The sequence below is a fragment of the Haloarcula sp. 1CSR25-25 genome (genome assembly GCF_032027985.1).
Lineage (GTDB): Archaea > Halobacteriota > Halobacteria > Halobacteriales > Haloarculaceae > Haloarcula.
In genome coordinates, this window is record NZ_JAHYBW010000006.1 from 262070 (window position 1) to 275840 (window position 13771).

Sequence of the window (13771 nt, forward strand, 5' to 3'; positions counted from 1 at the left end):
GGCGACGGGAAAGAGCGGGTCTGCGGGCGACAGCTATCCGAACTTGCCGGTGATGTAGTCCTCGACGCGCTGGCTGTCGGGGTTCTCGAAGATCTTGTCCGTGTCGTCGAACTCGACCAGCTCGCCGCCGGTGAGGAACACGGCCGTCTTATCCGAGATGCGGGCGGCCTGTTGCATGTTGTGGGTGACGATGACAACCGTGTACTCCTCTGCCAGTTCCTCGATGAGGTCCTCGATCTGTGAGGTGGCGATGGGGTCGAGCGCCGACGCCGGCTCGTCCATCAGGATGACCTCGGGGTCGACGGCGATGGCGCGGGCGATACACAGTCGCTGTTGCTGCCCACCGGAGAGGTCAAGCGCGGACCCGTCGAGGCGGTCCTTGACCTCGTCCCACAGCGCCGCCTTCCTCAGGGACTGCTCGACCACCTCGTCGATGTTGTCCGTCTTGTCCTGAATGCGGAGGCCGTAGGCGACGTTGTCGTAGATGCTCTTCGGGAACGGGTTCGGATGCTGGAACACCATCCCGATCCGGCGCCGCAGTGCCACCGGGTCGACGTCGGCGTCGTAGACGTTTTTCCCCTTGAACGTGAGTTCGCCCTCGACGCGGGCGATGTCGATGAGGTCGTTCATGCGGTTGATACACCGCAGGAACGTCGACTTGCCACAGCCCGAGGGCCCGATCATAGCCGTCACCTGGTTCTCCGGAATGGCCAGGTCGATGTCCTGAAGCGCCTGCGTCTCGCCGTAGAACACGTCGAGGTTGCGGGATTCGATGACCGTCCCCGCCCCCGTTTGCCCGACCGACCCGCGGTCGGCGTTCTCGTCTAGGCCGCCCTTGCCCGGGTCGGTCGTCACGAGGGAGTCGTCGTCGGTCTCAACGTCAGTTTCGCTGGCCATGTCCTGTGAAGTCATTAGTTCGCCTCCTGTTGATATTTGTTGCGTACGAGAATCGCGACGGAGTTCATCGTCAGCATGACGATGAGCAGCGTCACGACGCCGGCCGCGACGACGCCGTATCTGAACTCGTCGCTCGGTTCGAACGCCCAGGCGAAGATCTGCATCGGCATCGCCGTGAGCTTACCGAACAGTCCGCTCGGCGGTGAGAACTTCGTCGTCGCCGCACCGATCATGATGAGCGGCGCGGTCTCCCCGATCGCTCGCCCGAGCGCGAGAATCGTCCCGGTCAGGATGCCCGGCAGCGACCGCGGGAGGACGACGTTCCGTATCGTCTGCCACCGGGTCGCGCCCATCCCGTAGGACGCCTGCCGCAGCGAGTCCGGCACGGACCTGATCGCCTCCTGTGCCGAGATGATGACGATGGGCAGGATGAGCAGAGACAGGGTCATCGCGGCGGTCAGCACCGTCCCGACGCCGAAGCCGGCGTAGGTGAACGGACCGACCTGGGACTCGATGTTCACGAAGATGCCCAGGCCCAGCAGGCCGTACACCACCGACGGGACGCCGGCGAGGTTCGAGATGTTCACCTTGATGATTCGCGTGACGCTCGCCAGGGGGCCGGTCCCCGGCGCGTACTCCTCGAGGTAGATGGCCGCGCCGACGCCGAAGACGAACGTGAACACGCTCACCAGTACGATGAGGAATATCGAGCCGATGATGGCGGGGTACAGCCCCGCCTCAGCCGCGGTCTGGGACGGACCGCTGGTGACGTACTGCCAGTCGAGCCACGGCGTCGGCGTCGTCGCTCCGATGGCGGCGACGACGGCTTCGCCCGCGAGGAACCCGAGACCGAGGATCGCCGGGAACGCGAACGCGGGCCACCGGCTGCGGGTCTGTGCCGTGTTTGCGACCGCGAACCCGACCGGGAGGCCAAGCAACACGAGCCCGATAAGCCAGACCGACCGCGAGATAGCCGGAACGGTGTCGACGAGCGGGACCGCGGCGATCGCGAGGACGGGAAAGCCAGCGCCGATGGCCAGACTCCGACGCCGGGAGAGAGCAAGCCGTTCCGCCGACAGATACGCGGCGATCGCTGCCGCAGGGACCACGAGGGACACGAAGTAGATACCGGGCGCGCCCAGCAGCGAACCGACAGAGGTCAACACACCGAGGCCCAGCGTTCCGACAATCGGGCCCAGAATCAGTACCACCAGCATCGCCAGTCCGACCCAGGTCGCCTTGCGATCGTACTGGCCGTAGACGTACAGACCGAGGGTCGGGCCGACGACGGTGAGGAAGTACGCGAACCACACGTCCGGACTGGCGATAATCGAGAGGATAATGACGCCCGCCCCGGTCAACAGGACGCCAGCAAGCGTCATACTGAACAGTTCGAACGCCCCCGCGACGACCTCCGGTCGGGTCCGGGCGTAGGCGAAAAACGCGAGCAGCGGCACGAGTAGCGTGCCCGTGTACGCGAGATACCACCCGGTGCCGGCGGTCTCCAGTCCGAGCGCGTCCCAGAACACGTAGGCGAGCAACACGCCGAGTGCGAGGATGCCGACGATGGACGCGGCAAACGAGATGTACTTGAAAACGATGCCCTTGATTCGGCTGACCTCGCCGAACTCAGTTTCGGTCGGTGATGTCGTGGCCATTTACTCGTAGACCTCCCGATAGCGACTCGCCACGAGGTCGCTGACGACGTTCATCGCCAGCGTGATGACGAACAGCGTGAGCCCGATAGCAAAGAGCGACTGGTAGGCCGTCGACCCGCCGGAGATGTCCCCCTGGGCGATGTTGACCATCGCGACGGTCATCGTCGCGGAGCTCTCGGTGAAGAGCCCGAGCACGTCCATCGGGGCCACGTACGGGATGCCGAAGGCCTGCTGGACCGGCGGGATGTCCGGCGGCTGGGACCCCGCGGCCAGCACGACGGCCATCGTCTCGCCGATGGCCCGCGAGATGGCGAGGATGAACGAGGAAGCGATGCCCGAGACCGCCGCCGGGACCACGATGGTAAGCGAGACGTTGAACTTCGTGGCTCCGAGGCCGTAGCCGGCCTGGCGCAGCGAGTCCGGGACCGAACTCATCGCGTCCTCGCTGATGGAGGAGACCATCGGGATGATCATGATGCCGACGACGATAGAGGCCGAGAGCCCGTTGAACAGGCCCAGTGTCCCGAACTCAGTCCCCAGCAGGCCGTTGAATCCGGTAATCACAGTGTTCAACGCGGGCGTGACGTAGACGATAGCGAAGTAGCCGTAGACGACAGTGGGGACGCCGGCGAGCACTTCGAGCATCGGTTTCAGTATCGACCGCGTCCGGTCGCTCGCGTACTCGCTGAGATAGATCGCGGTCAACACGCCGGTCGGGAGCGCGAGCGCACCCGCGCCGATGGTGATGAGAATCGTCCCGAGCACGAGCGGCAACACGCCGAACGAGACCGGTTCGAGGTTCGGGCTGAAGGTCGTGCCGGTCAGGAACCGCAGTACGGGCACCTCGGCGAAGAACTCCGCGGCGTCCAGAACGAGCACCCCGATGATACTCACCGTCGTCAGCACGGACAGGACGGCACAGCCCGCCAGCGCGTATTTATATGCCGACTCACGGACTGACCTGAATCCCCGGTCGCCCGCCAGGTCCGGGGCCTGTCCTTCGTTGCTCATCGGTGTTGTTCGCTCATTCTGTGTATCTCGGGAAAAAGTACCCGGATTGTATCCGTAGTTCTCTATCGTCTATATATCTGACTCGTTACTGAACTTCGTCGATGACGCTGTTGAGGGCGTCGAGTTCCTCCTGCATCGCCTCCTCGGTTCGTGGGACGTAGCCGATCTCCTCGGAGACGAGTTCGGTGTTGGCGCTTTGCTCGACGAAGTACCGGGCGAACTCGGCGACGTGTTCCTCCGCGAGCGCGCTCTTTCGGGGATAGGTAAAGAGCGGGCGCGAGAGCGGCTGGTAGTCGCCGGCCTTGGCCGTCTCCAGCGAGGGTTCGACGCAGCCGTCGCCGTTGTCGATGCTGAGTGCCTTGACCGCGTCCGTGTTGCTCTGGTAGTAGGCGAAGCCGAAGTAGCCGATGCCGTACTGGTCCTGCTGGACGCCCTGGAGGATGAGGTTGTCCTGCTCGGTGGCCTCGTAGTTGCTGGTGTGGTCGGCTTCCTCGCCGAGAATCGCCTCGTTGAAGTAATCGAACGTCCCGGACGTGTCGGCGGCACCGAACCGGCTGATCGGCTCGTCGGGCCAGTCGGCGTTCACGTCGGCCCAGGTCGACGCGCCGTCCGCGCGCCACATCTGTCTGAGCTGGTCGGGGGTCACGCAGTCGACCCAGTCGTTCTCGGGGTTGACAATGACGGTCACTGCGTCCGTCGCGACGTTGATCTCGTGGAACTCGATGTCGTTGTCGGCACAGAGCTGCTCCTCTTCGCTCGATATCGGCCGGGAGGCGTTGTTGAACTCGGAGTTTCCGACACAGAAGTGGTTGCTGAAGCCGCCACCGGACCCGGTCGAGGAGAGGCTGATGTCGACCTGGCCGTGTTGCTTCTGGAACTCGTTTGCGACGGCCGTCGCAAGGGGGAACACCGTACTGCTCCCAGTGATCGTAATCTCACCGGACAGCTGGCTGCCACCGCTGCCGTCAGTGCTGCCACCGTTGTTGTCGGCCCCGCCGTCACTGCCGCCCGACTGTTCGGTACACCCGGCCAGTGCCAGCGCCCCGACCGCACCGGTGCCTGTCAGGAAACGACGACGTGAGAAACCACCGTTCGGTGAATCTGTCATCACCTGTTGGGAGATGAAGAGCGAATAAGTACCCTACTATTAGCCCTATATCCCGATATGAGCGTTATATACTACTATATAGCTGTTGCAGTCGCAACGATATCGCGTGTTCGGGACGGTACACCGGCAGTCTGAGACCCGTGCATCGTCGGATTGGAGCCCCGTTATCCGGGATGGGGTGTCGCACGCGTACTCGTCGCCAAGGGTAGTTTTGTCCGGTAATCCAGTGACGAACAGGGGTAGTTTCGGCCGGTCGTCCAGTGACGACGCGGGTCCCGATTCCGACCGCTAATATATAGTTACGGCATCTTTTATAAATCACCAGCGTGTATTAGTAGTACTATGGAGACGCGCAAGGTGCAGCTGACGGGCGGGTCGACGTATACCGTCTCACTGCCCAAAGAGTGGGCGACGGAGAACGGCGTCGACAGCGGCAGCATCGTCGAGTTCTACGCCGAAGACGACCTGCTACTGGTCTCGCCACAGCACGGCGACGAGCACGTCGAGGGAACGCTTGACGTGACCGGCCTCGACAACAGGCACGAGCTCACGCGGGCCGTGATGACGATGTACGTCAGCGGCTTCGATATCATCCGACTGGAGGCCTCGCGCATAACGGCCGAGCAGCGACGCATCATCCGCGATGCGACACAGGGACTGGTCGGCCTGGAGATGATCGAGGAGACGGCCGACCGGGTCGTCCTGCAGGACCTGCTCGACTCGTCGGAACTGTCCGTTCTCAACGCCATCACGCGCATGCGGCTGGTCTCGCTGACGATGCTTTCGGACGCTGTCGAGGCCCTCATCGAGGACGACGACGACCTGGCGGCCGACGTGATGCAACGCGACGACGACGTGGACCGCCTCTGGTACATGGTCTCGCGCGTGTTCCGTACCGTCCTCCGTAATCCGACGGCTGCCAACGAGATCGGATTCCCGCGCGAGACGGTGTTCGACTACCAGTCCAGCGCCCGCCAACTGGAACGCATTGCCGACCACGCGACCAAGATCGCCGGCCTCTCCCAGGAAATCGGCGAGATCACCGGCGAAACCGCCGACCTCCTCGACCAGTTGGAGACCGAGGCCACCGCGGTCCCCGAGACCGCGATGGACGCCCTCCTTGCCGACGACAGCGACGAAGCCGTCGAACTGGCAAACGAGGCCCGTGCCAGGATTCCCGACGTCGACGAAACGGCCCGCGGGGTCGACGGGAAGGTCAGGGAGCTAGACCCACAGAGCGCCCAACTGCTCGGTCGCGTCGTCGATTCCCTGTCCCGGACCGCCGACTACGGCGGCAACATCGCCGAGAGCGCGCTTCAGAAGGCTGCCCCGCGGCCCTGACCGGTGCAGTCGCTGCGTGACCGCAGACAGCCGGAAAAACTGCTCGCTCGCCGGGTTACTCGACCAGCACGGCGCTGACCTGACCGTGCTGCCCGGGGCGGGAGGTCACGCGGGCCTGTCCCTCGGACGTGTCGATGATTGCGCCTTTCGTGATGATGTTCCGTCGGGCGTAGTTCGGGTTCGACGGGTTCTCGACGACGTTTTCGATGGTCGCTTCGACGGTCTCCGCGCCGTCAGCGACACTCGCGACGTTGGTCTGGACGGCGCGGATCTTCTGGGTGTTCCCGCGGGCGTCGACGGTCTTCAGTCGCTGCTCGCCGACCTGGGTCTCGATGGTGTCCTTGCCGAGCTCGTGTTTCTTCTTCTTGTGGTTCGGTCGTCGGCGTCCGCCTGTCCGCTTGCGAGGGGAGCGTCCCTGGTCTTTCATACGGGAAGGAAGACCCAGCGGCTACTTGAACCGTTCGATGCCGACTCGCCATCGTAATCGTTACCCCCGCGCCGGCTGGTTACTCTGACGATGAGTCTGAAGACGGCCGTCGCCGCACCGTTCCGCCAGCGTGGAACCGACCGGATGGCGGAAAGCGAGTTCGTCGTCGCGCTCTCGCTGGACCGGAACTGGTTCTCGCCCGACCAGGCCAAGACACTGGTCGACGTGGCCGCGAGCGAGGGGTTACTCGAGCGGGACGACGACGACATCGTCGTCGCCTTCGACGCCACACACACCGAGGTTCCGGACGGGTTCACGCCGGGCGAGGAAATCCTCCAGTCGCGGTCGACGTTCGAGCGGGTGCTCGACGCGGTCGTCGAGGCCGGCATCGAGAAGCAGACCGCCGTCGCCGGCATCAACGCCCTCCAGTCCGAAATCGGCGTCACGCTGGAGGCCGCGGCCGTGGTGTACGCGCGCAGTGAGGGCGTCGACGTCGGAGACATCGCGGCGAGCGTTCGGGAGGAGCTCTAATGGTCAAAGACAGAATCACTGACGGCCGACGGATCGGACAGCTTCTCGCCTCGGAGCTGACCGGCCTCCAGCGCGGGCCACTCGCCGAGGTCTCCGTCGTCGATGCGGACAGGGAAGTGGAACCGACAGCGGCGGGCGCTTTCGCCTACCGCGTGACGGCCGACGGCACCGAGATAGCGGTCGTCGAGGTGACGCCGGAGACGGCCCGCCTGGTCCTGGACCGAGAGCCCGAAGCCGTGCCGGCGCGCGACGACATCACCGTCGACGGGACCACCGTGGTCGTACACAGCGGCGCGGCAGTGAAAGCCGCGGTCGACGTGCTTGCGCAGTCTCTCTCGGGGTAGGACGGGTTTCCGGACGGCAGGAACCAGTGGCTGGGGCTTCGGTCTGCAATCAGTGGCGGCTGGGCTCGGCGATCGCTGCGGAGGTCCACGCGACGAAGCCGGTGAGAACGAGTACGGAACCGACGACCGCCATCGCGGCAGCGATAGCAAGCACCAGCGTCGGGAGGCCCAGCGGCGTTCCGACTGCGATGACGATCGGCGTCACGGTGATACAGAGCGAGCCCAGCGCGACGGCCCGGCGCTGTGTCGTCGTCAGTTCGATGCCGAGATGGAACAGCGACCCGGGCTCCGGGTCGGGGGCGGCCAGGCCGAGACACAGCAGCGGGACGCCGATGAACACCAGCGTCGCGGCGACGGCGTACGACCAGAACAGCCACTGCCCGGACGTGGGCGCGAGCGACAGCAGCGCGCCGACGGCAACGAGCCCGACACCACCGACGAGTCCGAACTGCCGTAGCCGTGGGTCTTCCAGGGCTTCACTCAGGTCCGGGAGCGTCTCGGCCACGTGGCCGACATCCACGAAACGGTCCATGAGCGGGCTTCTACCTGCGATGTAAAATAGACAGGGGCGAAATTATCAAATCTGATTCCACGGGGCCCACGACGTGAGAAGGAAACGCTTGTGTCGCTGCCAACCGGCGCGGTACCTATGCACTTCTTCGACCGCCTCGCGGACCGCATCGCCACCGCCGACAGCGTGGTGTCGGTCGGCCTCGACCCGGACCCGGACCGCCTCCCCGACAGCGTGCTGGACGCCGACCTGCCCCGTTGGCAGTTCAACCGCCGCATCATCGATGCCACACACGAACACGCCGCCTGCTACAAGCCAAACGCCGCCTTCTACGAGGACCCCGACGGCTGGCGCTCGCTCCAGGAGACCATCGCCTACGCACACGGGAAGGACGTGCCCGTGCTGCTGGACGCAAAGCGGGGCGACATCGGCAACACGGCGCGGCAGTACGCCCAGATACTCGACGACGAGGAGGGACCGGCCGCCGACGCCATCACGGTCAACCCGTTCCTCGGACGGGACTCGCTGGAGCCGTTCCTCCAGCGCGCGGACAAGGGCGTGTTCGTCCTCGGGCGCACCTCGAACCCCGGCGGCGAGGACCTCCAGGACCTCGAACTGGCCTCCGGCGAGAAACTGTACGAACGGGTGGTCCACCTCGCGGACCTCTGGAACGGGAACGGCAACGTCGGCCTGGTCGTCGGCGCGACCAACCCCGACGAACTCGAAGAGATACGTGACCTGGTCCCGGACATCCCGTTTCTCGTCCCCGGCGTGGGCGCACAGGGCGGCGACGCCGAAGCGGCCGTCGAACACGGCCTCGCCGACGGCGTGGGCCTCGTCAACTCCTCTCGGGGTATCATCTTCGCCGGCGAGGACGCCGACACGCGGCGGGGCGACTCCGGCGACGCGTTCTTCAAGGCCGCTGGACAGTCCGCCAGACAGCTCAAACAGCGACTGAACCAGTTCCGATAATCAAAATCGGTACGTGTCCACGCCGTCAGGCATGTCTTCGGGCGACATTCGGTCGCTTGGCCGACCGACCTCCGCGCCGCACTCGACGCACATCCCGGTGTCCTCGTCCCAGTGGCGGTCACAGACCAGTCGCCCACACCTGTCGCAGGTGTGGTCCACGTCGGGGCGCTCACAGAGTTCACAGAGTCCGGCGACGCTCATGCGACCATATAGCACACTTGGCGGTTTGTATCTTTGGCGGCCACGAAGTATTTCCCCGTGGGCATTCCTATCTGTATTATGTTGCCACTCCTCCAGCTCGGCTCACTCTCACCGCCGGCGATACTCGTCGGCCTGCTGGCCATCGCCGTGGTACTGCTGGTCGGGCGACTCATGATGAAAGTAGCGTGGCGGCTCGTCATCATCGCCATCATCGCGGTCGCTGTGCTCTGGCTGCTCGGAATCCTGGGCTTCCAGGTGCTCTAGAGTCCGGCGAGGAAGTTCCGGATGACGTCGTGACCGACCGCGGTCAGGACCGACTCCGGGTGGAACTGGACGGCTTCGATGGGGTGCTCGCGGTGGCGCACGCCCATCACCAGTTCTGTGCCGTCCTCGGTCTCCGTCGTCGCGCTGACGACGAACTCCTCGGGAACATCCTCGGCGACCAGCGAGTGATAGCGCCCGCCCTGGAACCCCTGTTCGAGGCCGGCGAAGACGCCGTTCCCGTCGTGGTCGATGGGGAACGCCTTGCCGTGAATCGGCTCCGGCGCGCGACCGATGGTGCCGCCGTAGGCGTACACCGCCGATTCGAGGCCGAGACAGACGCCCAGTGTCGGCACGTGGGGGCTGACCTCACGGAGCACGTCGAGCGTGACGCCGACGTCCCGTTCGTTCTTCGGGTGGCCCGGGCCCGGCGAGAGAACGATTGCGTCGGGGTCGAACGCCTCGACGTCGTCGAGGGACGCGGTGTTCCGGACGACTTCCGTTTCGGCGTGTTCGGACACGTACTCGACGAGGTTGTAGGTGAACGAATCGAAGTTATCCACGAACAGCACCCGGAGGTCGTCCCTGACGGCGTCCTCGCCGGCGGGCCGTGACGCGCTCATCGGGGCACCCTCTCTGGAGTGTCGGCGGCCGACTGGTCGCCCGCGTCCTCGATTTCCTCCAGTGCCGTCAGCACGCCGTCCATCTTCTGCTCGGTCTCGACGTACTCGCTTTCCGGGTCCGAATCCGCGACGATGCCCGCCCCGGCCTGGACGGTGATGCGGTCCCGGTCTCCCTCGTCTTCGACCGTCGCCGAGCGGATGACGATGGCGAAATCGGTGTCGCCGTCCCAGTCGAAGTAGCCGACGCCGCCGCCGTAGGGCCCACGCGGCGAGCGTTCGAGTTCGTCGATAATCTCCATCGCGCGGATCTTCGGCGCGCCCGAGAGGGTCCCCGCCGGGAACGTCGCCCGGGCGGCGTCGAAGGCGTCCTTGTCCGCGGCGAGTCGCCCCGTCACCGTGGACTCGATGTGCTGGACGTGGCTGTACTTGAGGACGTTCATGAACTCGGGAACGCGGACGCTCCCGGCCTCGGCGACCCGGCGCACGTCGTTGCGCGCCAGGTCGACGAGCATCGTGTGTTCGGCCCGCTCCTTCCCGTCGGCGAGCATCTCGCCCGCGAGGCGGCGGTCCTCGACGGGTGAGTTCCCGCGCGGGCACGTCCCCGCGATGGGGTTCGAGACGACGTGGTCGCCCGCAACCGAGACCAGCGTCTCCGGGCTCGCGCCGACGATGGTCAGGTCGTCGTAGCCCAGCAGGTACATGTACGGCGACGGGTTCACCGCCCGGAGCGCCTCGTAGAAGCCCAGCGGGTCGACCTCGCCGTACAGTTCCCGCGTTCGGGAGATGACGCCCTGGTAGATGTCGCCCGAGAGGACGTACTCCTTGGCGCGCTCGACGGCTGCCTCGTACTCGTCTCTGGGTCCGGCCACCTCGTCCTCACGACGGAAGCCACCGGTCGCAAGCGGTGACAGGTCCGAGAGCACAGCCTCGACCCGCTCGGCCTCTGTGACGAGTTCGTCGTAGCGCTCGCCGGCGTCCTCGTCCTGGCGGACGACCGGCGTGAACACGAGCGAGACGGTCTCCTCGACGTGGTCGAAGCGGACCGTCGACGTCGTGAGGACGAACTGGGCGTCCGGGAACCGCGAGTCGGGCCTGTCCATGCCGACCTCGTCGAGCCAGAGGTCGTAGACAGCGTCGTAGGAGAGGAAGCCGACGAGGCCGCCTTCGAGGTGCTGGCGGTCCATCGCCGGGAAGTTCCGCAGCGCCACGTCGGGCATCGCCGCCCGGAGGTCGTCGACCACGTCGCCGCCGTCGGTCGTCACGAGGTCGGCGTAGCGGTCGTCAAAGGCCTCGACCTCGCTGTCGTCGCCAGTGACGGTGACGACGGCCCGCGGGTCGTAGCCGACGAAGGAAAAGCGGGCGTGGCGGTCGTCGGTCTCCGGCGCGAACGCGCCGTCGGGGTCGCTGGAGGCGACCTTCTCGGCGCTTTCCAGCAGGAACGTGTAGTCGCTTGCGGCCACGTCGCTCGTGCGGCCGGTCAGGGCCGCGTACGCGGTCAACGGCTCCACGTCGACGTCCAGCTGCGCGGCCGCGCGGACGACGACCGGGCGGTCGGCCTTGGCGTGTTCGACGAACGCCTCCCGGGAGATGTCGATGGTCATACCGCGCCCTCCGACGCCCGCGTGGCGTTCCGGACGAACCGCTCGACGGCGTCGTGGTCTTTCCTGCCGCCCGAGGATTCCACGCCGCTGGCGACGTCGACGGCGAACGGCCCGACCGTCTCGACGGCCTCGGCCACGTTCTCGGGGGTCAGCCCGCCCGCCAGCACGACAGGGACGTCCAGCGAGTCGACGACCTCGCGCGTGCGCTCCCAGTCGTGTGTCTCGCCCGTGCCGCCGCCGCCGTCGGCGTCGACCGAATCGACGAGCAGGGCGTCGGCGTGGTCGGCGTAGTCCTCGATGGCCGGCGCGTCCGCCTCGACCACAGCGACGATGTCCTGGGTGATCCGGCTGTCGAGGGCCCCGAGTTCCGCCGGCGAGAGCCCGTCGTGGACCTGTACCGCGTCGGGTTCTATCCTGTCGATACGCCTGACGACCTCCTGGACCGTCGTCGGCATCGTCACCAGCACGCTCGTCACGAACGGCGGGACGCCGTCGGCGAGTGTCTCGGCGGTGGCCTCGTCGACCTCGCGCGGGGTGTCGACCGGGACCCCGTGGATGAGACCGACCGCGTCAGCGCCGGCCGCGACGACGGCGTCGCGGTCCGCACTGTCTGTCACGCCACAGATCTTCACGCGCGTCATGCCCCGATCAGGTCGTCGAGTTTGTCGGCCGCCGCGCCCGACTCGATGGCCTGTCGGGCCTGTTCGACTCCCTCTTCGTGTGTGTCGGCGACGCCGGCGACGTAGATGGCCGCGCCGGCGTTGGCGAGGATGATATCCCGCTTCGCGCCGGTGACCTCTCCGGAGACGATGCCGCGGAGGTCGGCCGCGTTCTCCTCTGGCGACCCCCCGGCGATTGCCTCGATGTCGTGCGTTTCCAGACCCATATCCTCCGGGGTGATGGTGTACTCCGCGATGCGGTCACCGGTGACCTCCGCGACGGTAGTCTCGCCGTGGATTGCGATCTCGTCGAGGCCGTCGCCGTGGACGACCAGCGCCCGCTCGACGTCCAGCCGGGCAAGCGCCTCTGCCATCACGGGCACGAGGTCCGGGTCGTAGACGCCCAGCACCTGCGCGTCCGCGTCGGCGGGATTCGTCAGCGGCCCGAGGATGTTGAAGACGGTCCGCATGCCGAGTTCCTGGCGCGGGCCGATGACGGCCTTCATCGCCGGGTGGAACACGGGCGCGAGCATGAAGCCGATGCCCTCCCGCTCGATAGTGTCCTCGACTTCCGGCGGTTCGGCCTCGATGTCGACGCCGACCTCTTCCAGGACGTCGGCACTGCCCGACGACGACGAGACGGAGTAGTTGCCGTGCTTGGCGATCGGGACGCCGGCCCCGGCCGCGACGATGGCGCTCGTCGTCGAGACGTTGATCGTGTTGTAGTCGTCGCCGCCGGTCCCGCAGGTATCGACCAGCCCCGCCCGCTCGGGCCGGATGGTCCGTGCGGCGTCGCGCATCCCCTCGGCGAAGCCGGCGATCTCGGCCTCTGTCTCTCCCTTCGCCCGCAGCGCCGTCAGGAGCGCACCGATCTGTGCTTCGGTCGCATCCTCGAAGACGTTCGTTGCAACGGCCCGTGCCTCCTCCTGTGTCAGGTCTTCACCGTCAGTGACGCGTTCGATGTACTCTTTCATTGTATTCACCAATGGACTTTTTCGTGTTGTAATGTACAAATCCGTACATTGACTTAAGCCTATCGGGACTCCCTGTTCCGCTTCGTACATGTGTGGGCAATCAACAGACAACGTGGCGATACGGAATCCGAAACCTTCAATTACACCCACCGGAAACAATGTGGTGTACCTCGCAGTGAGGGTTCGTGGTCTAGGTCGGTTATGACACCTCCTTGACATGGAGGAGGCCGGCGGTTCAAATCCGCCCGAACCCACTTCTGACGACGTCACCGACGAGCGTAGCGAGTCGCGGTCGGCGTCTGCGTGGTTCCCAAGGATTTGAACTGGACGAGCCGTCCGCAGCGTAGCGAGCACGTCTCGATGTGGTTCACAATCCGCCCGAGCCCACGTCTACTGTCGCTGCCCGACGAGCGAAGCGGGTCGGCAGCGGTAGATGCCCACTTCGCAGGTCCAGACGGACCGAACGTATCTAGGTGTCACATATTGGGACTGGACTCGACCCGCACAACGGCGACGCTGTCGACTCACCGGTATCGTTACGCGGTGATTATACAGGCCTGTCCGTCTGCGCCATGAGTACGGTGTTCGAGCAGTCCGTTTATTTATCACTTATTCAGCTTATCAGATAGATAGTTATACCGTCGACGGCTCT

16 protein-coding genes and 1 tRNA gene are annotated in these 13771 nt (G+C 65.7%); 6 read left to right on the forward strand and 11 right to left on the reverse strand.

Annotated elements, in window-relative coordinates; translation table 11 throughout:
* Positions 1–33: 33 nt before the first annotated feature.
* From pstB to KZ498_RS17730, 4 genes are all read right to left on the reverse strand, one after another.
* Positions 34–912, reverse strand: coding sequence for a phosphate ABC transporter ATP-binding protein PstB (gene pstB, locus KZ498_RS17715; RefSeq protein ID WP_396276142.1), 879 nt, complete (start codon positions 910–912; stop codon positions 34–36).
* A complete protein-coding gene (pstA, locus tag KZ498_RS17720) occupies positions 912–2555 on the reverse strand; it encodes a phosphate ABC transporter permease PstA (RefSeq protein WP_312620525.1) in 1644 nt (547 codons plus the stop codon). The genes pstB and pstA overlap by 1 nt, the downstream gene beginning before the upstream one ends.
* Positions 2556–3566, reverse strand: a complete 1011-nt coding sequence (gene pstC, locus KZ498_RS17725; RefSeq protein ID WP_312620526.1) for a phosphate ABC transporter permease subunit PstC — start codon at positions 3564–3566, stop codon at positions 2556–2558.
* Between the two features lie 85 nt (positions 3567–3651).
* Positions 3652–4674 carry a phosphate ABC transporter substrate-binding protein PstS family protein gene (locus tag KZ498_RS17730; protein ID WP_312620528.1) on the reverse strand — a complete coding sequence of 341 codons (1023 nt, stop codon included), beginning with the start codon at positions 4672–4674 and terminating at the stop codon, positions 3652–3654.
* A 342-nt stretch (positions 4675–5016) separates the two neighbouring features.
* Between KZ498_RS17730 and KZ498_RS17735 the strand changes: the two genes are divergently transcribed.
* On the forward strand, positions 5017–6015 hold the full coding sequence (locus tag KZ498_RS17735; protein WP_312620529.1) for a PhoU domain-containing protein: 999 nt from the start codon (positions 5017–5019) through the stop codon (positions 6013–6015).
* Positions 6016–6070: 55 nt separating this feature from the next.
* Here KZ498_RS17735 and KZ498_RS17740 read toward each other — a convergent pair whose 3' ends face one another.
* Entirely contained in the window at positions 6071–6442 is a 372-nt protein-coding gene (locus KZ498_RS17740) for a 30S ribosomal protein S8e (protein WP_312620530.1), read from the reverse strand.
* Positions 6443–6532: 90 nt separating this feature from the next.
* On the opposite strand from KZ498_RS17740, the gene KZ498_RS17745 reads away from it, so the two are divergent.
* Positions 6533–6973, forward strand: a complete 441-nt coding sequence (locus tag KZ498_RS17745) for a DUF2240 family protein (protein ID WP_312620531.1) — start codon at positions 6533–6535, stop codon at positions 6971–6973.
* Complete coding sequence (locus KZ498_RS17750; protein WP_312620532.1) at positions 6973–7317, forward strand: hypothetical protein; 345 nt, start codon at positions 6973–6975, stop codon at positions 7315–7317. The genes KZ498_RS17745 and KZ498_RS17750 overlap by 1 nt, the downstream gene beginning before the upstream one ends.
* A 49-nt stretch (positions 7318–7366) precedes the next feature.
* Here the strand turns inward: KZ498_RS17750 and KZ498_RS17755 are convergent, their stop codons facing one another.
* A complete protein-coding gene (locus KZ498_RS17755) occupies positions 7367–7849 on the reverse strand; it encodes a hypothetical protein (RefSeq protein ID WP_312620533.1) in 483 nt (160 codons plus the stop codon).
* A gap of 117 nt (positions 7850–7966) precedes the next feature.
* Between KZ498_RS17755 and pyrF the strand changes: the two genes are divergently transcribed.
* Positions 7967–8800: an orotidine-5'-phosphate decarboxylase gene (gene pyrF, locus KZ498_RS17760; RefSeq protein ID WP_312620534.1), complete on the forward strand. Its 834-nt coding sequence runs from the start codon at positions 7967–7969 to the stop codon at positions 8798–8800.
* On the opposite strand, the gene KZ498_RS17765 is transcribed toward pyrF, so the two are convergent.
* A complete protein-coding gene (locus KZ498_RS17765) occupies positions 8801–9001 on the reverse strand; it encodes a hypothetical protein (RefSeq protein WP_312620536.1) in 201 nt (66 codons plus the stop codon). It abuts the gene before it with no gap.
* Between the two features lie 78 nt (positions 9002–9079).
* Here KZ498_RS17765 and KZ498_RS17770 point away from each other — a divergent pair, with 78 nt between their 5' ends.
* Positions 9080–9265 carry a hypothetical protein gene (locus KZ498_RS17770; protein ID WP_312620538.1) on the forward strand — a complete coding sequence of 62 codons (186 nt, stop codon included), beginning with the start codon at positions 9080–9082 and terminating at the stop codon, positions 9263–9265.
* Here the strand turns inward: KZ498_RS17770 and trpG are convergent.
* From trpG to trpD, 4 genes are read right to left on the reverse strand one after another with little or no spacing between them, the layout of a single operon-like run.
* Positions 9262–9885, reverse strand: a complete 624-nt coding sequence (gene trpG / locus KZ498_RS17775) for an anthranilate synthase component II (RefSeq protein ID WP_312620540.1) — start codon at positions 9883–9885, stop codon at positions 9262–9264. The two genes, KZ498_RS17770 and trpG, sit on opposite strands and share 4 nt — an antisense overlap.
* Complete coding sequence (gene trpE / locus KZ498_RS17780; RefSeq protein ID WP_312620541.1) at positions 9882–11486, reverse strand: anthranilate synthase component I; 1605 nt, start codon at positions 11484–11486, stop codon at positions 9882–9884. The genes trpG and trpE overlap by 4 nt, the downstream gene beginning before the upstream one ends.
* A complete protein-coding gene (locus KZ498_RS17785; protein ID WP_312620543.1) occupies positions 11483–12127 on the reverse strand; it encodes a phosphoribosylanthranilate isomerase in 645 nt (214 codons plus the stop codon). Before KZ498_RS17785 ends, trpE begins: the two co-directional genes overlap by 4 nt.
* Positions 12124–13119, reverse strand: coding sequence for an anthranilate phosphoribosyltransferase (trpD, locus tag KZ498_RS17790; protein ID WP_312620545.1), 996 nt, complete (start codon positions 13117–13119; stop codon positions 12124–12126). Before trpD ends, KZ498_RS17785 begins: the two co-directional genes overlap by 4 nt.
* A 179-nt stretch (positions 13120–13298) precedes the next feature.
* Here trpD and KZ498_RS17795 point away from each other — a divergent pair.
* Positions 13299–13373: transfer RNA gene (locus KZ498_RS17795), tRNA-Val, on the forward strand.
* The last annotated feature ends 398 nt before the right edge of the window (positions 13374–13771 follow it).

Coding starts and splice junctions, on each gene's coding strand:
- pyrF (WP_312620534.1), top strand. CDS start 7,967: ATGCACTTCTTCGACCGCCTCGCGGACCGCATCGCCACCGCCGACAGC.
- trpE (WP_312620541.1), bottom strand. CDS start 11,486: ATGACCATCGACATCTCCCGGGAGGCGTTCGTCGAACACGCCAAGGCC.
- KZ498_RS17730 (WP_312620528.1), bottom strand. CDS start 4,674: ATGACAGATTCACCGAACGGTGGTTTCTCACGTCGTCGTTTCCTGACA.
- pstC (WP_312620526.1), bottom strand. CDS start 3,566: ATGAGCAACGAAGGACAGGCCCCGGACCTGGCGGGCGACCGGGGATTC.
- trpG (WP_312620540.1), bottom strand. CDS start 9,885: ATGAGCGCGTCACGGCCCGCCGGCGAGGACGCCGTCAGGGACGACCTC.
- KZ498_RS17755 (WP_312620533.1), bottom strand. CDS start 7,849: ATGGACCGTTTCGTGGATGTCGGCCACGTGGCCGAGACGCTCCCGGAC.
- trpD (WP_312620545.1), bottom strand. CDS start 13,119: ATGAAAGAGTACATCGAACGCGTCACTGACGGTGAAGACCTGACACAG.
- KZ498_RS17765 (WP_312620536.1), bottom strand. CDS start 9,001: ATGAGCGTCGCCGGACTCTGTGAACTCTGTGAGCGCCCCGACGTGGAC.
- KZ498_RS17740 (WP_312620530.1), bottom strand. CDS start 6,442: ATGAAAGACCAGGGACGCTCCCCTCGCAAGCGGACAGGCGGACGCCGA.
- KZ498_RS17770 (WP_312620538.1), top strand. CDS start 9,080: ATGTTGCCACTCCTCCAGCTCGGCTCACTCTCACCGCCGGCGATACTC.
- KZ498_RS17745 (WP_312620531.1), top strand. CDS start 6,533: ATGAGTCTGAAGACGGCCGTCGCCGCACCGTTCCGCCAGCGTGGAACC.
- pstA (WP_312620525.1), bottom strand. CDS start 2,555: ATGGCCACGACATCACCGACCGAAACTGAGTTCGGCGAGGTCAGCCGA.
- KZ498_RS17750 (WP_312620532.1), top strand. CDS start 6,973: ATGGTCAAAGACAGAATCACTGACGGCCGACGGATCGGACAGCTTCTC.
- KZ498_RS17735 (WP_312620529.1), top strand. CDS start 5,017: ATGGAGACGCGCAAGGTGCAGCTGACGGGCGGGTCGACGTATACCGTC.
- KZ498_RS17785 (WP_312620543.1), bottom strand. CDS start 12,127: ATGACGCGCGTGAAGATCTGTGGCGTGACAGACAGTGCGGACCGCGAC.
- pstB (WP_396276142.1), bottom strand. CDS start 912: ATGACTTCACAGGACATGGCCAGCGAAACTGACGTTGAGACCGACGAC.